The following is a 22263-nucleotide window of genomic DNA, read 5'->3' as shown; positions in this document are numbered from 1 at the left end:
CCCGCCCTATGCAACGGCCGACCTTGCGTGCCTACAAGTGCCGGGCGCTTTCTGGCACCATCGACCGGCTATCCCGCGCGCCGCGCGCCACTTCCCTGATGCAACCCCATGAACCTGCAAGCCAATTACGAACAGATCCCGCTGAAGGAATACGCCGAGCGGGCCTATCTCGACTACTCGATGTACGTGGTGCTGGACCGCGCGCTGCCCTTCGTAGGCGACGGCCTGAAGCCGGTGCAGCGGCGCATCATCTACGCGATGAGCGAGCTGGGGCTGGCCGCCACGGCGAAGCCGAAGAAGTCGGCGCGCACCATCGGCGACGTGATCGGCAAGTTCCATCCGCACGGCGATTCCTCGTGCTACGAGGCGATGGTGCTGATGGCGCAGCCGTTCTCGTACCGCTACCCGCTGGTCGACGGCCAGGGCAACTTCGGCTCGCCGGACGACCCGAAGAGCTTCGCGGCGATGCGCTACACCGAATCCAAGCTAAGTCCGATCGCCGAGGCGCTGCTGGGTGAGCTGGGCCAGGGCACGGTGGACTGGGTGCCGAACTTCGACGGCACGCTGGAGGAGCCGAGCTGGCTGCCTTCACGCGTGCCGCACGTGCTGCTGAACGGCTCGATGGGCATCGCGGTGGGCATGGCCACCGACATCCCGCCGCACAACCTGCGCGAGCTGGTTACCGCCTGCATCCGCCTGCTGGACGAGCCGGACGCCACCATCGCCGACCTGTGCGAACACGTGCGCGGTCCGGATTACCCGACCGAGGCGGAGATCATCACCCCGCGCGCCGACCTGCTGGCGATGTACCAGAGCGGCGGCGGCTCGGTGCGCGCCCGCGCGGTGTACCGGCGCGAGGAAGGCAACATCGTGATCACCGCGCTGCCGCACCAGGTCAGCCCGTCGAAGATCCTCGAGCAGATCGCCGCGCAGATGCGCGCGAAGAAGCTGCCGATGATCGAGGACCTGCGCGACGAATCCGACCACGAGAACCCGATCCGGCTGGTGATCGTGCCGCGCTCGAACCGCGTCGACGCGGACGAGACCATGCAGCACCTGTTCGCCACCACCGACCTGGAGAAGAGCTTCCGCGTCAACCTCAACATGATCGGCCTGGACGGACGGCCGCAGGTGAAGGATCTGAAGAAGATCCTCGCCGAGTGGCTGACCTTCCGCACCAGCACGGTGACGCGCCGGCTCAACCATCGCCTGGCCAAGGTGGAGCGTCGCCTGCAACTGTTGGAGGGCCTGCGCATCGCCTACCTCAACCTCGACGAAGTCATCCGCATCGTGCGCAGCGAGGACGAGCCGAAGCCGGTGCTGATGGCGCGCTTCAAGCTCAGCGAGGAGCAGACCGACTACATCCTGGAAACCCGCCTGCGCCAGCTGGCCCGGCTCGAGGAGATGAAGATCAATGCCGAGCGCGACCAGCTCGAAGAGGAGCGCGCGCGCATCAACGTACTGCTGAAATCGCCGGCCAAGCTGAAGGGCCTGATCAAGGACGAGCTGCGCGCCGACGCCGAAAAATTCGGCGACGCGCGCCGTTCGCCGCTGGTCGAGCGCGAGGCCGCCCAGGCGCTGGACGAGAGTGCGCTGGTGGCCAGCGAGCCGGTCACCGTGGTGCTCTCGCAGAAGGGCTGGGCCCGCGCCGCCAAGGGCCATGACATCGACGCCGACGCGCTCAACTACCGCGAGGGCGATGGCCTGCTCGCCGCGGTGAAGGCGCGCACCACCCAGCAGGTGGCCTTCATCGATTCCACCGGCCGCGCCTATTCCACGCCGGCGCACACCCTGCCTTCGGCGCGTGGCAACGGCGAGCCGCTGACCGGCCGCTTCAGCCCCGCCGCCGGCGCCAGTTTCGACGCGGTGATCGCCGGCGACAACGACACCCGGCTGATCCTCGCCACCGACTTCGGCTACGGCTTCGTCACCCGCTTCGAGGCGCTCACCGGGCGCAACAAGGCCGGCAAGCAGATCATCACGCTCAGCGACGGCGCGAAGGTGCTGGCGCCGCAGGCCAGCGCCGACCCGGCGCGCGACCGCATCGTGGTGGTCAGCAGCGAAGGCCACCTGCTGATGTTCTCGGTGGCCGAACTGCCGGAACTGGACAAGGGCAAGGGCAACAAGCTGATCGAGATTCCGAAGAAGCAGCTGGCGGAGGGCGAGCGTGTGGCCGGCGTGGCGGTGGTGGCCGAGGGCAAGGGCGAGGTCACGATGTACGCCGGCGCGCGCAAGCTCACCCTGAAGTGGGCGGATCTGGTCGAATACGGCGGCACCCGCGCCAGCCGCGGCGGCCTGCTGCCGCGCGGCCTGCGCCGCGTCGAACGGATCGAAACCACCGGCTGAGCCGCCCCACGATCCATCCGCAGGACAGCTGCGTAGGGCGGGCACCGCCCGCCGGCTCTTCGACGATGCGTCGCGGCCAACGGCGGCGGGCATTGCCCTACGGCGAGAGGCAGGAACTTGTCGTCATCGCGCCTTTCCAAGAGCAATGTACACGCCGACGCGGCATCGCGCGTTGGCTACGTGACACCCTCGGAGCACGCATGAACATCCCTCGGCTTCTTCCCGTCCTGCTGGTCACCGTGCTGACCGCACCGGCATGGGCACAAAGCACCGGCAAGCCGCTGAACCTGAAACTGCCGCCCGGCGACCTCCCTGCCGCCAGCAGCAGCGCCGCCACACCGGCCCACGACGCGCCCGGCACGTACTACGGCGATACCAGCGGGCGCATGGGCAACACCGCGGCCGCCGCCGAAAGCCGGCCCGACTGCGACGACTCCACCTACAACCAGCCGCAGTTGCACGGCAGCGTCGGCATGGGCGTGGTCGGTGGCAACCACGTCGGCGGCAGCTACCAGACCGGCGCAGTCAACCTCAGCCAGCGCTTCGGCGATTGCGACCACCCCGGCGGCGGCCTCAGCATCTCGGTCGGCGCCGACAGCGGCCACTTCCACGGCCGCGGCCACTGAGCGAACACCGCGGTGCCGGCATCGCCCGCGAGTGACCGGCATCATCGCCAGCCGCAGCGGAACCGGGCAGGATAACGATCCTTACGGCGGAGCAACGGCCCATGCACGGCGAATACAAGATGCCCGGCGGCAAGCTGGTGGTGATCGACCTGGAGTTGCACAACGGCCGTCTTGCCGACGTGCAGCTCAGCGGCGACTTCTTCCTCGAACCGGACAGCGCGCTGGATGCGATCAACCGCGCGCTGGAAGGCCAGCCGGAACACGCCGACGAAGCCGCGCTCGCCGCCAGCGTACGCCATGCGCTCGCCGCCGACGTGATGATGTACGGTCTTTCGCCGGAAGCGATCGCGGTGGCCGTGCGCCGCGCCCTGCACCAGGAACCCTCCGCATGATGCGCACCGACTGGCGCGACCACGACTGGCAGCTGATCCACACCGCGCCGCAATCGCCCACCCTGCACATGGCGCTGGACGACGTGCTGACCCACGAGGTCGGCGCCGGCCGCCGAGCGCCCACCCTGCGCATCTGGGAATGGGCCTCGCCGGCGGTGGTGATCGGCCGCTTCCAGTCGCTGCGCAACGAAGTGGACGGCGAGGCGGCGAGGCGCCACGGCATCGAGGTGGTGCGCCGGGTCTCCGGCGGCGGCGCGATGTTCATCGAGCCGGGCAACACCATCACCTACTCGATCTACGCCCCACAGACGCTGGTCAAGGGCCTGTCGTTCCAGGAGGCCTACGCCTTCCTCGACGAGTGGGTGCTGGAAGCGCTGGCCGAACTGGGCATCAAGGCGTGGTACCAGCCGCTCAACGACATCACCTCCGAAGGCGGCAAGATCGCCGGCGCCGCCCAGGTCCATCGCGGCGGCGCGGTGCTGCACCACGTCACCATGGCCTACGACATCGACGCGGCGAAGATGCTCGAAGTGCTGCGCATCGGCCGCGAGAAACTGTCCGACAAGGGCACCCAGAGCGCCGCCAAGCGGGTCGATCCGCTGCGCAGCCAGACCGGCCTGCCGCGCGAGGCGGTGATCGGGCGCATGGTCGCCACCTTCCGCCGCCTGCACGGCCTCAGCGACGACCGCCTGCGCGCGGGGGAGCTGGCCCAGGCCGAAGCGCTCGCACAGAGCAAGTTCGGCAGCCACGAATGGACGACCGACGTGGCCTGACGTGCGTCCGTTCCACGCCGCCGGCGCTCACAACCGGCTGTACGACCACGACTGCATGCGACCCTCCTTGTATGGCATCACGCCGTGGAACGGGCGCGGGTCGGCATCGAACACCAGCGGCAGGAAGTGGCGGTCGCCCTCCCACATCGGCAGTTCCATCAGGCGCGCGCGCGGCACCCATTCCAGCGTGCCCTCGTGGTTGCCCTGGTGCGCCTCGCCGGTGAAGCCGTCGATCAGGAAGATGAAGCCCAGCCAGTCCTCGCCGTGCTTGCCGAAGCCGGGCCAGTTCAAGGTGCCGCGCAACTGCATCGACCCGCATTCGATGCCGGCCTCCTCGCGGATCTCGCGGCGCATGCAGGCGGCGATGTCCTCGCCCGGTTCCATCTTGCCGCCGAGGCCGTTGTACTTGCCCAGGTGCAGGTCGTCCGGGCGGGCGTTGCGGTGGATCATCAGCACTTCGCTGCGATCGGGCGACAACACATAACCGAGCGTCGCCACTATCGGGGTATAGGGCATGGGCGGGCACCGCGAAAAGGACTTAGTTTAGCGGCAGCCGTCGCACGGCGCAGGTGCGGACTTGCACCCGCGCGGCCGGGCGGCGACCATCATTGGATGCGCCCATCCACCTTCCTGCCCTGCCCTTTTCCGATCCAGCTGCTGCGGCGCGTGCTGCCGCACGGGCTGCTGACCTTGCTGCTGCTCGTCGGCGTACTCGGCTGTACCCCGGGCGCACGGGCGCTGGACAGCCGCGAACTGGCGTTCGAAGGGCAGAACTACCGCGTCGTGCACGTGAACCTGAAACGCGAGGAGCTGAGCCTGCACTGGCGCGAACCGGCCAGCGGCCAGCCGTTCGGCAGCATCGAGACGCTGCGCCAGTGGGGCGAGCAGCGTGGCCGGCGGCTGCTGTTTGCCGCCAACGCCGGCATCTACGATCACAAGTTCGCGCCGCTCGGCCTGCACGTGGAGAACGGCAAGACCGTGGTGCCGCTGAACCTGGCGCACGGCAACCCCGCCTCGGGCAATTTCTCGCTGCTGCCCAACGGCGTGTTCGCGGTGTACCCGGACGGCCATGCCGCGGTGCGCACCAGCGCCGCGTTCAAGGCCGAGGGCAGGAGCGCGCAGTGGGCGACCCAGTCCGGGCCGATGCTGCTGATCGACGGCAAGCTCAACGAGCAGTTCCTCGACGACTCCGCCAGCATGAAGTGGCGCAGCGGGGTGTGCGCACGCACGCCGACCGAGGTGATCTTTGCGGTGAGCGAAACCCCGGTGAACTTCCATGCGTTTGGACGGCTGTTCCGCGACAAGCTGGGCTGCCGCGACGCCCTCTACCTGGACGGCAGCATCTCGCAGCTGTACGTGGACGGTGAAGGCTACGCCGGGGCGCCGGCCTTCATGGTCAAGCCCTACGCCGGCATCTTCGCCGTGTTCGCCAAGCCATGACGCCCCGTCGCCGGCGCGTCCTGCGCGCCCTGCTGTGGACGCTGCTGGCGCTGTTGCTGGCTGCCCTGCTCGCGCTCGGGTGGCTGCTTGCCGGCAGCCGTGCGCAGCTCGACGGCACGCGCCAGGCCGCGGGCCTGACGGCGCCGGTGAGCATCGGCCGCGATGCACTGGGCACGGTCACCCTCGAGGGGAAAAACCGCACCGACATCAGCTACGCGCTGGGCTACGTGCACGCGCAGGAGCGCTTCTTCGCGATGGACCTGATGCGTCGCGTGAGCGCCGGCGAATTGTCCGCGCTGGTCGGGCCGGCCGCGCTGAAGGTCGATCTCGACCATCGCCGCCATCGCCTGCGCACCGTGGCCGAGGCCGCCTACGCGCAACTGCCGCCGGAGCAGCGGCACGAACTCGACCGCTACAGCGACGGCGTCAACGCTGGCCTCGCCGACCTGCGCGTGCGGCCGTGGGAGTACCTGCTGCTGGACAGCCAGCCGCAACCGTGGCGCCCGGAAGACAGCATGCTGGTGATCGCCGCGATGTACCTGGACTTGAACAGCGGCGGCCGCAACGAACGCGAGCTGCGCATGGCGCAGATGCGCGCGGTGCTGCCCGGCGCACTAGTGGATTTCCTGCTGGCGCCGGACCCCGACTGGGAGGCGCCGCTGCGCGGACAGCTGTCGCGGCCGCCGCTGATCCCGGCCGCCGACGTGTACGACCTGCGCCGGTTGACGCCCGGCGCCGCCGCGACAGGCATCTCCACGCCCGCGCTGGCTGCCGCGCTGGCGCCGGCGCTGGACGCGCCGCGCCCCGGCAGCAACAGCTTCGCGGTGGCCGGCACGCTCACCGGCAGCGGCGCGGCGATGCTGGCCAACGACATGCACCTGGGCCTGCGCGTGCCGAACATCTGGTTCCGCACCCGCCTGCGCTACCCCGACCCCACTGCGCCAGGCAGCCAGCGCGACGTCAACGGCGTCAGCCTGCCCGGCACGCCGGCGATCATCGTCGGCTCCAACGGCCAGATCGCCTGGGGTTTCACCAACAGCTACGGCGACTGGCAGGACTGGGTGCGCGTGTTGCGCGATCCCGCCGACCCGACGCGCTACAAGGTGCCGGACGGCTGGGCCACGGTCGCCGTCCACCAGGAGCACATCCAGGTCAAGGGTCGCCCCGACACCATCCTCAAGGTCGAGGACACCCGCTGGGGTCCGCTCATGGGGGAAGACGCCGACGGCACGCCGCTGGCGCTGGCGTGGATCGGCGGTCGCCCGCACGGCTACAACATCGAGCTGATGCAACTGGAACACGCCACCGACGTGGCCGCCGCGCTCGACCTGGCGCCCCGGCTCGGCATGCCGCCGCAGAACCTGCTGGTCGCCGATCGCGCCGGGCACATCGGCTGGACCATCGCCGGCAACAGCATCCCGCTGCGCGCCGGCATCGACCCGCTGCTGCCGTCGGACTGGTCGAAACCCGGCAGCGGCTGGCAAGGCTGGGCCGCACCGGCCAGCTACCCGCGCATCGAGAACCCGGCCGACGGCCGGCTGTGGACGGCGAACAACCGCACCGTCGACAGCGATGCGCTGGCCCTGCTCGGCAACGGCGGCCACGACCTCGGCGCCCGCGCGCAGCAGATCCGCGACGACCTGCGCGCCCGCGCCAGCTTCACGCCCGGCAGCCTGCTCGACATCCAACTCGACGACCGCGCCGTGTTCCTCACCCACTGGCAGCGCCTGCTGCAGGACACCCTGGCCGACAGCACCGAGCCGTCGCTGCAGCAGTTGCGCCAGCTCACCATGCGCTGGCGCGAACGCGCCGCCGTCGACAGCGTCGACTACCGGCTGGTGCGCGCGTTCCGCGACCGGGTCGGCAAAGCCGTGCTGGCGCCGTTCGCGGCACGGGTGCAGCAGCGCTACCCCGACTTCAGCTGGCCCGGCGAGAACAGCGCGGAAGCGGCCGTGTGGGCATTGCTGCGCGCGCAGCCCGCATACCTGCTCGATCCGAAATATGCCGACTGGCACGCCCTCCTCGTCGACGCGGCCCGCCAGGTGGCAACCGAACTCGGTCGGCAACCCGGCGGCCTCGCCGCGCGCCCTTGGGGCGAACGCAACCGCAGCGGCATCCGCCACCCACTGTCCGCCGCGCTGCCGTCGTGGCTGGGCCACTTCATCGACATGCCCGACCAGCCGATCCCCGGCGACAACAACATGCCGCACGTCGCCGCGCCCGGCTTCGGCGCCTCCGAGCACCTGGACGTGGCGCCCGGCCAGGAAGCCCACGGCATCCTCAACATGCCGGGCGGCCAGAGCGACAACCCGCTGTCACCGTACTTTGGCGCGGGCCACGATGACTGGGTCCAGGGGCGGCCGACGCCGCTGCTGCCGGGGCCGAACCGGCACACGCTGAACCTCGAACCGCGGCACTGATTTGCCGCTGCGCAGCATGAAAAATGTGATTTTCATCACATTCTAGATGTTAGCGTCCTCCGGTCGCGGCGTCCGCCGAGGCGCTGCGGCTGGCTCGCGTGCGAGCTGCGGCCGAGTGAGTGGGGACTTCCGGCGAGGGAATGCGCAACTCCATGCGGGAGTGCGGTGCGTCATGACGCAGGCCTCCGTGATGCCGGCTTGCCGGTACCGCGCCTTCATCAGCTACAGCCACCAGGACAAGACCTGGGCCGGCTGGCTGCACAAGGCGCTGGAAACCTATGCGATCCCGAAGCAGCTGGTCGGCCAGACCACCACCGCCGGCGCGATCCCCAGGCGCCTCGCACCGATCTTCCGCGACCGCGACGAGCTGGCCAGCGCCACCGACCTCGGCCGCAAGGTCAACGAGGCGCTGGCGCAATCGGCGAATCTGATTGTGATCTGCTCGCCGCGCTCGGCCACCTCGCACTGGGTCAACGAGGAGGTGCTGGCGTTCAAGCGGCTCGGCCGCAGTGAGCGCATCTTCTGCCTGATCGTCGATGGCGAGCCCGGCGCGAGCGAGCTGCCCGGGCGCGAAACCGACGAGTGCTTCGCGCCGGCGCTGCGCTATCGACTCGGTGCCGACGCTGCACTGAGCCGCGAACGCACCGAGCCGATCGCCGCCGACGCGCGCGCCGGCAAGGACGGCAAGACCAACGCCAAGCTGAAGCTGATCGCCGGCCTGCTCGATCTCGACCTCGATGCGCTGAAACGGCGCGAGCTGAAGCGGCGTTACCGACGCATGGCGGCACTCGCCACCCTGGCGCTGGCCGTCATGGCGGTCACGACTACCCTGGCGATCGCCGCGCTGATTGCGCGCCACGCCGCCGTGCTCGCCAGCCACACCGCCGAACGCCGGCAGAAGCAGGCCGAAGGCCTGGTCGATTTCATGCTGGGCGACCTCAACGACAAGCTGGCGCAGGTGGCGCGCCTGGACATCATGGAAGCGGTCGACGATCGCGCGATGGGCTATTTCCAGTCGCTGCCGACCACGGACGTCAATGACGAAACGCTGGCGCAGCGTGCCAAGGCCTTGGAAAAGATCGGCAGCGTGCGACTGGACCAGGGCCATCTGCCGGCGGCGATGGCGTCGTATCAGGCAGCCGCGAGGCTCGCGGCGACACTGGCGCAGTCGGAACCAGCAGATACGGCGCGGCAACTCGCCTATGCGCGGATACTGGCCTTCATAGGCATGACCTACTGGAACCAGGGGCAACTCGACGCGGCACAACAGGGTTTCGAATCGGCACGGACGGTACTGCAGCGTGCCGAGCAGCACGCCACGAACGACCTCACATTGCAGTACGAACTGGCCATGGTCGACAACGACATTGGCCATGTGCTGGAAGCCCATGGCAGGCTGGACGAGGCTGTCGTCCCCTACCGCAGCACGCTGGCATTGTCCCGGAAACTGGTTGCGGCCAAACCCGACAACACCGACTGGGCGTCGCAACTGGGCGGTGCGCACAACAACCTCGGCAAGCTGGCGCTGATGCGCGGCGATCTGGCCACAGCGGTCGCCGAATACACCGCCGACGACACGATCGAGACCGCACTTTCCGCACGCGATCCGCACAACAACGACCAGCGCGACAACGTGCTTACGGTGCGCGCCATCCTGGGACGCACGCGGGCTCTCACTGGCGACATCGAAGCGGGCATGCGTGACATGCAGCAGGCCGTCGACATCGCCATGCAATTGACCAAGGTTGATCCGAACAACACCGGCTTCCAGGAGCATCTGGCGCTGTATGCCTCGCAGTCGAGTCGGTTGCGGCGCCTGAGCGGCGACCTGTCCGCAGCCCAGGCGCTGAATGCGCAGTCGTTGTCGATTTTGCCTGCCTTGACGAAACAGGATCCGGCGAACATCGGCTGGCAGCGCGAGTTCGCCGAGGCACAGCTTGAGCAAGCTGCACAATCGCAGGTGTCCGGCCAGACCGACGCGGCGTGCAGGCAGGCGCAGGCGGCGCTGGCCATCCTCGCCCCGCTGCTCGCCAGGCAGCCCGACGACCGCGCCACCCTGCTGGCGACGGCGAGCGCGAAGTTGCTGCTCGCCGCGGTATCCGACGAGGCGCAGCTCCCGCAACAACTGCGCAACGAGGCCCTGAACACGATGCAGGCGGTGAAAAGCGGCCATGACGACCCACGCCTGCTGGCCCTGCAGGTCGATGCGCTACTGGCGCTCGACAGGAAGGCCGAGGCGCAGCCGCTGATCCGTCAACTATGGAACAGCGGCTACCGCGATGCGGCGCTGTTGGCCGTATTGCGGCGCGAGCGGATCGACTATCCGGTCAACACGGTATTCCGGCAGAAGCTGCTGGCGGCAGCCGACACGCATGCCCGCGAGTAGCACCAGGCGCAACGAACAGGGGAAACGGCAACACCGGCAAGCACGGTAGCGATTCAAATCCCACAGCCAAAGGAATCCATCATGCCAAACCTTCTCACGGTCACCCTCTACACAAAAGAGAACCCCCAGTACCTCGACATCAATCAGAGCAACGATGCGAACCACGTCAGCCAGAACCCAAACTCGCAAACCATCACCTGGCAGCTGACCGGCGACGCGGCCTCGAATTCGTCATTCAATACGCAAAGCGATAGCAAGCCAGGCTTCGCCTGGGTCGGGACAACAACGCCACCCGCCGGTATCTTCGGCACCCCAACGCTGAGTGCTAACGGCAACCAGATGACCATGACTGACCTCAACAACAGCGCCAGCACCCAGGGAACCTGGTACTACCAGCTGAGTGCCACCATCGGCGGCGTGGTCTACCAGTCGAACTGGACACCACTCACAGCAACCACAACAAACCCGACAATCAAGAATACCTAGAGGTATCCTGCTCCATCCGGCACACGCGTGCCGACAACCCAAGCCAACAAGTCAAGCATCGGAATCGCCATGACTCCCCTGGTTGTCGGCGTCACCAGCCACCGCAACATCCCCGCACGCGAGATCGACCCGATCCGCCAGCGCGTGCGGGATTTTTTTGCGCAACTCAAACACGATTTCCCCGGGCTGCCGCTGCTCGTGCTGTCGGCGCTGGCCGAGGGCGGCGACCAGCTGGTCGCGCAGGAGGCGCTCGCCGCGGGCGCCCGCCTGGTCGCGCCGCTGCCCATGCCGATGGACCTGTACGTCGATGACTTTGCCGACCCGGCCGTACGCGCCCGCTTCGACGCGCTGTGCCGGGAGGCGGACGTACTGCAATTGCCGCCGATGGCGGGACAGTCGCGGCTCACCATTGGGTCGCACGGCGTGGCGCGCGATCGCCAGTACGCGAAGGCCGGGGTCTACATCGCCAGTCATTGCCACATCCTGCTGGCGATCTGGGACGGCAAGGATTCGAGGCGGCTCGGCGGCACCGCGCAAATCGTGCGATACCACCTCGGCGGCGCGATACCGGGCCTGGTCGAACGGCGTCGAACGGCGTGCCATGTGCTCACGGGCGGCGATGAGCAATTGCTCTATCACATCGTCTGTTCCCGCGACCACGCCGACGGCGAGGCCGCCGCCGGCTTGGCGCCTTTGCAGGCATTCTGGCGCACCAGCGACAGCTCCACCGCTGACGCCACCCTGCCGCCGGCGTTTCGCCCGATGTTCGCGCACATGGCCGAGTTCAATGCTGATTGCGGGAAGTATGCCGCCGACATCGAGGCCTCAGCGGACGCACAGCACCATTCCACATCGGAGGACACGGCGACCTTCGACCACCTGTTCGCCGCCGCCGACTGGCTGGCCATCCACTTCCAGAAGCGGGTGTTGCTGGCGATGCGGATGACCTACACGCTGGCGGCGCTGATGGGCATCGCCTTCGCGTTCTACGCGCACCTTTCGGCGCAGGACTATCTGATCTACCTGTTCCTGCTGCTGTTCGCCAGCGGCGGACTGGTGGCCGTACTCGCCCGGCGCCGCGACTGGCACCGGAAATACCTGGACTACCGGGCGCTGGCCGAGGGCCTGCGGATCCAGTCGTACTGGCGACGCGCGGGCATCACCGCCTCGGTCGACCACGAGTTCGCGCACGAAAATTTCCTGCAGAAGCAGAACATCGAACTGGGCTGGATCCGCAACGTCATGCGCAGCGCCAGCCTGTCCTCGTCCACCGGGCGGAGCGAACCCGAACCGGCGGCACTCGCCGGCGTCATCGCCGAATGGGTCGGCGAATCCGGGAAGTCGGGACAACTGCACTATTTCGAGCGCAAGACCGCCGAGCGAGCCGGCCTGCACCATGTCACCGAAACGATCGGGTCGATCAGCCTGTGGGGCGGCATCGCCATCAGCGTGTTCCTTGCCGTGTTCGCCCTCAGGCTTCCGGGAAGCACCAAGGCGACGCTGGTGATGGCCATGGCCGTGCTGTCGATCATCGCCGCCGTGCGCGAGGCCTATGCCTATCGCAAGGCCGACAAGGAACTGATCCGGCAGTACCGGTTCATGCAACGCATCTTCCGCGGCGCGCGGGAGGCACTGGATCGCACGCGCGATCCCGCCGAGCAGCGCGAGATCCTGTATTCGCTCGGCGACGCGGCGCTGACCGAACACGCGGAGTGGGCGCTGATGCACCGCGAACGCCAGGTGGAGCACAGCAAGCTCTGAACGCCCGCGTTGGACGCGGCGCAGCCGGGCGGTTGCCGACTGCCGGGCGTCAGCGCGCGGCATGCTGCTCCCGCGCCCGGCTGCTCGTGCGGCATTCGACCGCAGGAACTTCGCGGGCATGTCTGACCGAAGTCAAAAGCACCGCCTTCGCGCACGCGCATGATCCGCACCGTCCCAACGGCGGATTCACCCATGATCAGCTGCGACACCGTCATCATCGGGGCGGGCCCGGTCGGCCTGTTCCAGGTTTTCGAGCTGGGCCTGTTGGGGCTGGACGCGCACGTGATCGACTCCGTGCCGCATGCCGGCGGGCAATGCATGGAGCTGTACCCCGACAAGCCGATCTACGACATCCCGGCGCTGCCGGTATGCAGCGGGCGCGAGCTGATCGAGCGCCTGCAGCAGCAGATCCGCCCGTTCGCGCCGCAGTTCCACCTGGGCCACACGGTCACTTCCCTGCAGCGCATGGCGAACGGCCGCTTCAGCCTGCGCACCAGCGGCGGTCTGGCGTTCGACGCCGGCGCGGTGATCATCGCCGGTGGCCTGGGCGCGTTCGCACCGCGCACGCTGGACGTGCCGGAAGCCGCACCGCTGGTGGGCCGCACGCTGCACTACAAGGTGACGCAGCCGGCGCTGTTCGACGACCAGGACATCGTGATCGCCGGCGGCGGTGACGCGGCGCTGGATTGGGCACTGGCCCTGGTCGAGCGGGTACGCAGCCTGGTGCTGGTGCATCGCTCGTCCAGCTTCCGCGCGGCACCGGCCAGCGTGGCGCGCATGCAGGCGCTGTGCGACGAGGGCCGCATGCAGTTCTGCGAAGGCGACATCGTCGGGCTGGAGACGGCCGCTGGCGCACTGGCGCAGGTGCGCGTGCGCACGCGCAGCGGCATGGTCCAGCGCATCGAGGCGTCGCAGCTGCTGGTGTTCTGGGGCCTGCATCCGGCGCTGGGGCCGATCGCCGACTGGGGACTGGCCCTGGAACGCCAGCAGCTGGTGGTCGATCCATCGACGTTGCAGACCTCGGTGCCCGGCGTGTTCGCGGTGGGCGACATCAACACCTACCCGGGCAAGAAGAAGCTGATCCTTTCGGGCTTCCACGAGACGGCGCTGTGCGCCTTCGCCGCGCATGCGCACCTGCACCCCGGCGACAAGGTGAACCTGCAGTACACGACCACCAGCCCGGCGCTGCAGCGGCGGCTGGGCGTGCGCGATGCCAAAGGCACCGGCGTCGTGGCGCAACCGCCGCCACGGGTCGAAGCCAGCGCGGCCTGACGTCCCACACCTTTCGCCTTCGCACCAAGACGCACACCGGGAGGTCCTCCCATGCACCGCTCCATCGAACCCACCGAGCCGCGCTCGCCCGAGCGCCGGCGACTGCTGCGGCAGGCCGGCCAGCTCGCCATCGCCGGCGGCCTGCTGGCCGGCGGCGGCTGGGCGGTGCTCAAGCGCAAGCAGAACCTGTGGCAGGTGCGCCGCGAGCGCACGCTGATGCAGACCTCCGTTTCGGTAACCTGCCTGGCCGACGACGTGCAGGCGGCCGGCGTGGCGATCGAGGCGGCGTTCGCGCGCATGGCGGCGACCGCCGCGCAGCTGACCCGCTTCGACCCGGCCAGCCCGCTGGCGCGGCTGAACCGCGACGGCCTGCTGGCGCAGGTGCCCGCGCAGCTGGACGCCGTGCTGCGCCAGGCGGTGTCGCTCTCGCGGCTGACCGACGGCGCGTTCGATCCAACCGTACTGCCGGTGCTGCGCTATTTCGAAACGCTGCGCGGCGCGAGCCGCACCGACGCGCACGAGCAGCGCGTGGCCGAACAGCGCGATGCGCTGGTCGGCTACCGCGACCTTGCGCTGGATGCGCGCGGCGCGCGGCTGTCGCGTCCGGGCATGGCGGTGACGCTGGACGGCATCGCCAAGGGCCACGTGGTCGACCAGGGCATCGCCGCGCTGCGCGGCGCCGGCATCGAGTACGCCCTGATCGACGCCGGCGGCGACATCCACGCGATCTGCGGCAACGACCCCGAGCGGCACTGGAACGTCGGCATCGTCGACCCGCGCGACGTGAGCCAGGTGGCGGCGGTGCTGCAGCTGCGCAACGCGGCGCTGTCCACTTCCGGCAACTACCGCGTGTTCTTCTCCGCCGACCGGCGCCTGTTCCACATCGTCAACCCGCGCACCGGCTGGTCGCCGCAAAGCTATTCGAGCGTCACCGTGATGGCGCAGCGTTCGGTGCTGGCCGACGGCATGAGCACGGCGGCGTTTTCGCTGGAGCTGCCGCGGCTGTCGTCGTTGATGGACGCGCAGGACCACCAGTGGCTGGCGTTCTCGCGCACCGGCGAGCAACGCTGGCGCTCGCGCGAACTGCCGCTGATCGCCGGCACGGCGGAGCTGGCCTGATGCGCGACGCACGCTCCCGCTCCCTCATCGCCAGGCTGCTGCTCGCGCTGCTGTTGCTGCTGCCCGCCTCCGCGGCGCTGGCCGGCATCGATACCCGTTTCCCGCAGCTGCACCAGGTGTTCCCCGAAGCCGAGCGCTTCGGCGACGTCGAGGGCACCCCGCCCGCCGCGGCCGTGTACCACGGCGACAAGGTGATCGGTTACGTGTTCGAGACGGTGATGGTGGCGCCGGTGCCGGCCTACTCCGGCGCGCCGATCAACATGCTGGTGTCGATCGGCGCCGACGGCACCATCCGCGACGTCCGCGTGCTGGAGCAGCACGAGCCGATCCTGCTGGTCGGCATTCCGGTGCAGAAGCTGTACGACTTCGTGGCGCGCTACATCGGCCATCGCGTGGACGACCAGATCGTGGTTGGCGGCGGCAGCAGCGGCAGCGTGCGCATCGACGCGATCAGCAGCGCCACGGTGACCTCGATGGTGGCCAACGAGACGATCATGAACTCGGCGCTGAAGGTGGCCGCCTCGCGCAAGCTGATCGCCGGCGCGGTCGACACCGGCGCGGCCGCCGCGCAGGTCCGCGCCGACTACTTCGTGCCGGCCGACTGGCAGGCACTGACCGGCAACGGCGCGATCGGCCACCTGCGGCTGGCGCGGCAGGAGATCACCGACGCCTTCAAGGGCCAGCCGGAAAGCGGCCTGGTCGATGACCCCACCGCGCCGGCGCCCGGCCACGGCGCGGACACCTTCATCGACCTGTACTTCGCCGACGTCACCCCGCCCACGGTGGGTCGCAACCTGCTCGGTGAAGTGGCCCACGCCGACCTGATGAAGCAGCTCAAGCCCGGCGACTCGGCCATCGCCGTGATGGCCAACGGCATCTACTCGTTCAAGGGCGTGGGCTACGTGCGTGGCGGCATCTTCGACCGCGTGCACCTGCTGCAGGACGGCAAGCTGGTGCTGTTCAAGGATACCGACCTGGTGCAGTTGAACGATACCCCGCTGCGCGGCAAGCCGGCCTTCGCCGAGCAGGCGATCTTCATCGTGCGCCACGGCGTCAGCGGCTTCGACGCGACCCGGCCGTGGACACTGCAGCTTCTGGTGAACCGCCAGGTCGGCCCGCTGCAAAGCATCTACCACACCTTCACCCGCGACTACCGCATGCCGGCGGCTTACACCACGCGCCCGGAAGCAGCGGCCGAAGCCGATACCGACGCGCTGCCGGCCGACGCGCCGCTGTGGCAGAAGGTGTGGCACGGGCGCCGGCTCGACATCGCGTTGCTGGTGGCGGGGCTGTCGGTGCTCACGCTGATCCTGATGTTCCAGGACTGGATCGTGACGCGGCCGCACCTGCTCGAACGCCTGCGCGTGGGCTTCCTCATCTACACGCTGGTGTTCATCGGCTGGTACGGGCTGGCGCAGCTGTCGGTGGTGAACATCCTCACCTTCATCCAGGCGGTGCTGCACGGCTTCCACTGGTCCACCTTCCTGATGGACCCGCTGGTGTTCATCCTGTGGGTATTCGTGGCCGCCACCCTGCTGCTGCTCGGACGCGGCATCTACTGCGGCTGGCTGTGCCCGTTCGGCGCGCTGCAGGTGCTGGTGAACAAGCTGGCGCGCCGGCTGCAGGTGCCGCAGTTCGAGGTGCCGCAGTACCTGCACGAACGGCTGTGGGCGATCAAGTACATCGTGCTGCTGGTGCTGTTCGGGATGTCGCTGCAGTCGCTCAACATGGCCGAGCACTACGCCGAGATCGAGCCGTTCAAGACAGCGATCACGCTGCACTTCGCCCGCTCCTGGAGCTACGTGCTCTACGCGCTGACGCTGGTGGCGGTGTCGGCGTTCAACAACAAGTTCTACTGCCGCTACGTCTGCCCGCTGGGTGCCGGGCTGGCGGTGTCCGGCCGCTGGCACCTGTTCGAGTGGCTGCGCCGGCGCAAGGAATGCGGCCGTCCGTGCCAGATCTGCGCGAACGAGTGCGAAGTGAAGGCGATCAACGCGATCGGCCAGATCAACTTCAACGAATGCCACTACTGCCTGGACTGCCAGGTCACCTACGCCAACGACCAGAAATGCCCACCGCTGGTGGAGCGCCGCAAGAAGCGCGAACGCGCCGCGCGGCCGCTACCCACCCCGGTACTGACGATCACCCCGGCGGCCACGCCGGAAACCCGAGAGCCGGCGAAGGTCGCCGACTGACCCACCACGATCCGAACGGATGAATGCCATGCACGACGAATCGAGCAACCAACCCGGCCAGTCCGGCCAGACCGCGGAACCGGGCAACCCCGCGCGCCGCAACTTCATGAAGACCAGCGCGCTGGCCGGCCTCGCCGGCGCGGCGGGACTGGCGCTGGCGGGCTGCGGCAAGAAGGGTGAGCCCGCGGGCGCAGCCGGCGCCGCTGCGGGTCCGGCCAAGGCCGCCTCGGCCGCGGGCGAACTGTCCGACCACGTGCCGCCCGGCCAGCTCGACGAGTACTACGGCTTCTGGAGCGGCGGCCAGTCCGGCGAGGTGCGCCTGGTCGGCGTGCCTTCGATGCGCGAGCTGATGCGCATCCCGGTGTTCAACCCCGACTTCACCATCGGCTGGGGCGTCACCAATGAGAGCAAGCGCGTGCTCGGGCCGAACTTCCCGCCCGGCGGCGACTGCCATCACCCGCACATGAGCCAGACCGACGGCCACTACGACGGCCGCTACATCTTCATCAACGACAAGGCGCACACCCGCGTCGCGCGCATCCGCTGCGACGTGATGCGCACCGACCGCATCACCGACGTGCCCAACGTGCAGGCGATCCACGGCCTGCGCGTGCAGCGCGCGCCGCGCACCGGCTACGTGTTCGCCAACGGCGAGTTCCTGATTCCGGCGCCGAACGACGGCCGCGACCTGGACGATCCGGCCAAGTACCAGACCATGTTCAGCGCCCTCGACGGCGACACCATGGAAGTCGCCTGGCAGGTGCTGGTGGACGGCAACCTGGACAACACCGAGGCCGACTACGCCGGCAAGTACGCCATCTCCACCTGCTACAACAGCGAGAAGGGCATGGACCTGCCCAGCACGATGCAGGCCGAGCGTGACTGGGCGGTGGTGTTCAACATCGCGCGCATCGAGGAGGCGGTGAAGAAGGGCGAGTTCAAGACCATCGGCAGCTCCAAGGTGCCGGTGCTGGACGGCCGCCACGGTTCCTCGTTCACGCTGTACATCCCGATCCCGAAGAACCCGCACGGCATCAACGCCAGCCCCGACGGCAAGTACGTGGTGGCCAACGGCAAGCTATCGCCCACCGTCACCGTGATGGAATGGAGCCGCATCGACGACTGGTTCGCCGGCAAGCTCAAGGACCCGCGCGACGTGGTGGTGGCCGAACCCGAGCTGGGCCTGGGGCCGTTGCATACCGCCTACGACGGCCGCGGCAACGCCTACACCACGCTGTTCATCGACAGCCAGATCGCCAAGTGGAACATCGCCGACGCGATCGCCGCCCACGACGGCAAGAAGGTCAACTACCTGCGCCAGAAGATCGACGTGGCCTACCAGCCCGGGCACTGCCATACCTCGATGGGCGAGACGCGCGATGCCGACGGCAAGTGGCTGGTGTCGCTGAACAAGTTCTCCAAGGACCGCTTCCTGCCCACCGGCCCGCTGCACCCGGACAACGACCAGCTGATCGACATCTCCGGCGAAACCATGAAGCTGGTCGCCGACGGCCCGGTCTACGCCGAGCCGCACGACGTGATCCTGCTGCACCGCCGACTGCTGATCGACAAGGTCAAGAAGAGCTGGGAGCGCGACGACCCGTTCTTCGCCGAGACGGTGGCGATGGCCAAGAAACACGGCGTCAATGTGCTGTCCGACAGCAAGGTCATCCGCGAAGGCCGCAAGGTGTTCGTGTACATGACCTCGGCCGCGCCGATCTTCGGCATGGGCAGCTTCAAGGTGAAGAAGGGCGACGAGGTGACCGTGGTGGTGACCAACATCGACGCGGTGGAGGACGTGACCCACGGCTTCTGCATCGTCAACTACGGCATCAACATGGAGATCAGCCCCGGCGCCACCGCCTCGGCCACCTTCACCGCCGACAAGGCGGGGGTGTTCTGGTACTACTGCACGTTCTTCTGCCATGCGATGCACATGGAGATGAGCGGGCGGATGCTGGTCGAGGCCTGAGCCGCGCCGTGCCGCCGCGCTGCACGCGGCGGCACGGCCGGGTCTTCCGCTGCCATGCATATGCTTCGTTGCCTCGCGATCCTGTTGCTTCCGCTGCTGGCGCTTCCGGCACACGCGGACGAGTCGCTGGAACAGGCCGTGGCCGCGGCGCCGCCAGGCGCCACGGTCAGCGTGCCGGCCGGCGTGCATGCCGTGCACCTGCGGCTGGACAAGCCCGTCACGCTGGCCGGCGAGCCCGGTGCGATCCTCGACGGCGGCGGCAGCGGCGATGTCGTGCGCATCGGCGCGTCGAACGTCACCGTGCGCGGCCTGACCGTGCGCCACAGCGGCACCGACCTTACCGCGATGAACGCGGGCATCTTCGTCGAGCGCACTGCGCGCGAGGTCACGATCGAGGGCAACCGCATCGAGGAAAGCCTGTTCGGCATCTACCTCGATGGTGCCGCCAACGTGCGCGTGGCGCACAACGTGGTGCGCGGCATGCGCTCGCTGCGCGTGGCCGATCGCGGCGACGGCATCCACCTGTGGAACGACACCGGCTGCACCATCGAGGGCAACGACGTGGCCGGCTCGCGCGACGGCATCTACGTCTACGTCAGCTCGCACAACACGATCGCGCGCAACGTGGTGCACGACGTGCGCTACGGTGTCCATTACATGTATTCCCAGGACAACCTGCTGCTGGACAACATCAGCCGCGGCAACCTGGCCGGCTATGCGCTGATGTCCTCGCACCACCTGAAGGTGATCGGCAACAGCTCCGAGGACGAGAAGTCCTACGGCTTCCTGCTCAACTACATCTCGCACAGCGAGATCGCCGGCAACCGTGTCTACCGCGTCAACGGCCAGAGCGACGACGCCGGCGGCACGATCGACGGCACCGAGGGCAAGGGCCTGTTCGTCTACCTGTCGCAGCTCAACGACTTCCACGACAACCTCGTCGCCGACTCGCAGATCGGCATCCACGTAACCGCCGGCTCGGAAAACAACCGTCTGTGGAGCAACCGCTTCGTGGACAACCGCATCCAGGTGAAATACGTGCAGAACCTCGCCCAGGAGTGGTCGGCGAACGGCCGCGGCAATTTCTGGAGCGACTACCTCGGCTGGGACCTGGACGCCGACGGCATCGGCGACGTGCCGTTCCGCCCCAACGACGGCGTCGACGTGCTGCTGTGGAAATACCCCACCGCGCGCAACCTGATGTCCAGCCCCGCGGTGCTGCTGATGCGCTACGTGCAGCGCGCGTTCCCGGTGTTCACGCCGCCCTCGGTGCAGGACAGCCACCCGCTGATGAAAGCCTCCGGCCCCAACCCATGAACCACGCCATCGAACTGGACGCCCTGGCCAAGCGCTACGGCGCGCTCGCCGCGCTCGACGGCGTCACCGCCTGCGTGCCACGCGGCCAGGTGATCGGCCTGCTCGGCCACAACGGCGCGGGCAAGTCCACGCTGATCAAACTCATCCTTGGCCTGATCGCGCCCAGCGGCGGTCGCCTCGAAGTGCTCGGCCAATCGCCGTGGCGCGCGCATGCCTTGCGCCGGCGCATCGGCTACCTGCCCGAGAGCGCCACTTTCTACGCCAGCCTGAGCGGGCGCGAACTGCTCGACTACCTGGCCCGGCTGAAGCAGGCGCCGCGCGGCCAGGTATCCACGCTGCTGGAGCGCGTCGGCCTGGCGCACGCCGCCGACCGGCGCGTCGGCACCTACTCCAAGGGCATGCGCCAGCGCCTCGGCCTGGCGCAGGCGCTGCTGGGTTCGCCGGAGCTGGTGCTGCTGGACGAGCCGACCACCGGCCTCGACCCGCAGGCCACCCGCGAGCTGTACCGCATCGTCGGCGAGCTGCGCGCGGACGGCCGTTGCGTGCTGGTCTCCTCGCACCTCCTGGCCGAGCTGGAGCCGCACATCGACGGCACGCTGATCCTGCGCCAGGGACGCTTGCTCGCCGCCGGCAGCCTGCATGCGCTGGGCGAGGCGGCCGCGCTGCCGGCGCAGGTGCTGTTGCGCCCGCGCGACCAGGCCGGGCTTGAGTTGATCGTCCGCCTCGAAAGCGGCGGCCTGTCCGCACGGCCGCGCCCCGATGGCCGGCTGGAGCTGCAGGTACCGCGCGCCAGCAAGCTGCATACGCTGCGCGAGCTGCTGGCCGACCCCGCGATCGTCGATCTCGACGTACGCGAACCCACCCTGGCGCAGCTCTACGACTGGCTCGGCGCCGGCCCCCAGGCCACCGCGGAGGCCCGCGCATGAACCCGATCCTCACCGTCGCCGCCAAGGAGTTCCGCGACGACTTCCGCAACCGCTGGACAGTGGCGTTGACCATCCTGTTCGCCCTGCTGGCGCTGGGCATCGCCTGGTTCGGCAGCGCGGCGGCCGGGCGCGTGGGCTTCACCTCGTTCGACGCCACGCTGGCCAGCCTGACAACGCTGGGCGCGTTCGTGATCCCGCTGATCGGCCTGCTGATCGCCTACGACACCATCGTCGGCGAGCGCGACGACGGCACCCTGTTGCTGATGCTCAGCTACCCGCTGGCGCGCGGCCAGCTGGTGGCCGGCAAATTCCTCGGCCACTGTGGCGCACTGGCCGTGGCCACGCTGGCCGGCTTCGGCCTGGCGGTAGCGATCATGCAGTGGCTGCAGCCGCCGGCGCAGATGGCGCAGGCGTGGCTGCAGATCGGCCGCTTCATCGTCAGCGCCTCGCTGCTGGGTGCCTGCTTCGTCGGGCTGGCCTGCCTGATCAGCGTGCAGACGGCCGACAAGTCGCGGGCCGCCGGGCTCGCGCTGATCGGCTGGCTGGCCAGCGTGGTGCTGTTCGACCTCGCGCTGCTGGCGTTGCTGGTGGTCAGCGGCGGCAACCCGCTCGAGCGCGCGGTGTATCCGTACCTGCTGCTGCTCAATCCGGTCGACGTGTTCCGGCTGGTCAACCTCACCGCACTGGGCGACGGCGCCGGCAACGACCTGCTGACCGGCATGACCGCCCACCACGCTTATTCGCCGGTGCTGCTGGGCCTGCTGTTGCTGGGCTGGGCGGTGGTGCCGTTCGCATGGGCACTGCTCGCGTTCCGGCGCAAGGAAGTCTGAAG

17 protein-coding genes are annotated in these 22263 nt (G+C 68.8%); 16 read left to right on the top strand and 1 reads right to left on the bottom strand.

What is annotated here, in order from left to right; genetic code table 11:
* Positions 1 to 108 precede the first annotated feature (108 nt).
* From parC to DEO45_RS06555, 4 genes are all read left to right on the top strand, one after another.
* Positions 109 to 2346 carry a DNA topoisomerase IV subunit A gene (gene parC / locus DEO45_RS06570; protein ID WP_114341495.1) on the top strand — a complete coding sequence of 746 codons (2238 nt, stop codon included), beginning with the start codon at positions 109 to 111 and terminating at the stop codon, positions 2344 to 2346.
* A 200-nt stretch (positions 2347 to 2546) separates the two neighbouring features.
* Positions 2547 to 2972 carry a hypothetical protein gene (locus DEO45_RS06565; RefSeq protein WP_114341494.1) on the top strand — a complete coding sequence of 142 codons (426 nt, stop codon included), beginning with the start codon at positions 2547 to 2549 and terminating at the stop codon, positions 2970 to 2972.
* A gap of 101 nt (positions 2973 to 3073) precedes the next feature.
* On the top strand, positions 3074 to 3364 hold the full coding sequence (locus DEO45_RS06560) for a biotin--protein ligase (protein ID WP_114341493.1): 291 nt from the start codon (positions 3074 to 3076) through the stop codon (positions 3362 to 3364).
* The gene (locus DEO45_RS06555) at positions 3361 to 4137 is read left to right on the top strand and encodes a lipoate--protein ligase family protein (RefSeq protein WP_114341492.1); all 777 of its coding nucleotides are present in this window, start codon (positions 3361 to 3363) and stop codon (positions 4135 to 4137) included. Before DEO45_RS06560 ends, DEO45_RS06555 begins: the two co-directional genes overlap by 4 nt.
* Before the next feature lie 27 nt (positions 4138 to 4164).
* Here the strand turns inward: DEO45_RS06555 and DEO45_RS06550 are convergent, their stop codons facing one another.
* The gene (locus DEO45_RS06550) at positions 4165 to 4653 is read right to left on the bottom strand and encodes an NUDIX hydrolase (protein WP_114341491.1); all 489 of its coding nucleotides are present in this window, start codon (positions 4651 to 4653) and stop codon (positions 4165 to 4167) included.
* Positions 4654 to 4791: 138 nt separating this feature from the next.
* On the opposite strand from DEO45_RS06550, the gene DEO45_RS06545 reads away from it, so the two are divergent.
* The 12 genes from DEO45_RS06545 to DEO45_RS06490 all read left to right on the top strand — a co-directional run bounded on the left by DEO45_RS06545 (position 4792) and on the right by DEO45_RS06490 (position 22261).
* Positions 4792 to 5577 (top strand): phosphodiester glycosidase family protein, encoded by a 786-nt coding sequence (locus DEO45_RS06545; protein WP_114341876.1) that lies wholly within the window; start codon positions 4792 to 4794, stop codon positions 5575 to 5577.
* Positions 5574 to 7997, top strand: a complete 2424-nt coding sequence (locus DEO45_RS06540) for a penicillin acylase family protein (protein WP_114341490.1) — start codon at positions 5574 to 5576, stop codon at positions 7995 to 7997. The genes DEO45_RS06545 and DEO45_RS06540 overlap by 4 nt, the downstream gene beginning before the upstream one ends.
* A 172-nt stretch (positions 7998 to 8169) precedes the next feature.
* On the top strand, positions 8170 to 10383 hold the full coding sequence (locus DEO45_RS06535; RefSeq protein WP_114341489.1) for a toll/interleukin-1 receptor domain-containing protein: 2214 nt from the start codon (positions 8170 to 8172) through the stop codon (positions 10381 to 10383).
* Positions 10384 to 10464: 81 nt separating this feature from the next.
* Positions 10465 to 10869, top strand: coding sequence for a hypothetical protein (locus tag DEO45_RS06530; protein ID WP_114341488.1), 405 nt, complete (start codon positions 10465 to 10467; stop codon positions 10867 to 10869).
* 69 nt (positions 10870 to 10938) lie between these two features.
* Positions 10939 to 12630: a hypothetical protein gene (locus DEO45_RS06525; protein ID WP_114341487.1), complete on the top strand. Its 1692-nt coding sequence runs from the start codon at positions 10939 to 10941 to the stop codon at positions 12628 to 12630.
* A 192-nt stretch (positions 12631 to 12822) separates the two neighbouring features.
* On the top strand, positions 12823 to 13902 hold the full coding sequence (locus DEO45_RS06520) for an NAD(P)/FAD-dependent oxidoreductase (RefSeq protein WP_114341486.1): 1080 nt from the start codon (positions 12823 to 12825) through the stop codon (positions 13900 to 13902).
* Between the two features lie 51 nt (positions 13903 to 13953).
* Entirely contained in the window at positions 13954 to 15021 is a 1068-nt protein-coding gene (locus DEO45_RS06515; protein WP_114341485.1) for an FAD:protein FMN transferase, read from the top strand.
* Positions 15021 to 17216, top strand: coding sequence for a NosR/NirI family protein (locus DEO45_RS06510; protein ID WP_114341484.1), 2196 nt, complete (start codon positions 15021 to 15023; stop codon positions 17214 to 17216). Before DEO45_RS06515 ends, DEO45_RS06510 begins: the two co-directional genes overlap by 1 nt.
* 28 nt (positions 17217 to 17244) lie before the next feature.
* Positions 17245 to 19188 (top strand): TAT-dependent nitrous-oxide reductase, encoded by a 1944-nt coding sequence (gene nosZ, locus DEO45_RS06505; RefSeq protein ID WP_114341873.1) that lies wholly within the window; start codon positions 17245 to 17247, stop codon positions 19186 to 19188.
* Positions 19189 to 19242: 54 nt separating this feature from the next.
* Positions 19243 to 20505, top strand: coding sequence for a nitrous oxide reductase family maturation protein NosD (locus DEO45_RS06500; protein WP_114341483.1), 1263 nt, complete (start codon positions 19243 to 19245; stop codon positions 20503 to 20505).
* Positions 20502 to 21431, top strand: coding sequence for an ABC transporter ATP-binding protein (locus DEO45_RS06495; protein WP_114341482.1), 930 nt, complete (start codon positions 20502 to 20504; stop codon positions 21429 to 21431). The genes DEO45_RS06500 and DEO45_RS06495 overlap by 4 nt, the downstream gene beginning before the upstream one ends.
* The gene (locus DEO45_RS06490) at positions 21428 to 22261 is read left to right on the top strand and encodes an ABC transporter permease (RefSeq protein ID WP_114341481.1); all 834 of its coding nucleotides are present in this window, start codon (positions 21428 to 21430) and stop codon (positions 22259 to 22261) included. The genes DEO45_RS06495 and DEO45_RS06490 overlap by 4 nt, the downstream gene beginning before the upstream one ends.
* The last annotated feature ends 2 nt before the right edge of the window (positions 22262 to 22263 follow it).

This window comes from Rhodanobacter denitrificans (genome assembly GCF_003335105.1).
In the GTDB taxonomy this organism is placed as follows: Bacteria; Pseudomonadota; Gammaproteobacteria; order Xanthomonadales; family Rhodanobacteraceae; genus Rhodanobacter; species Rhodanobacter denitrificans_A.
Note: the sequence above shows the minus strand (reverse complement) of the source record. Positions and strands in the feature narration are given on the sequence as shown.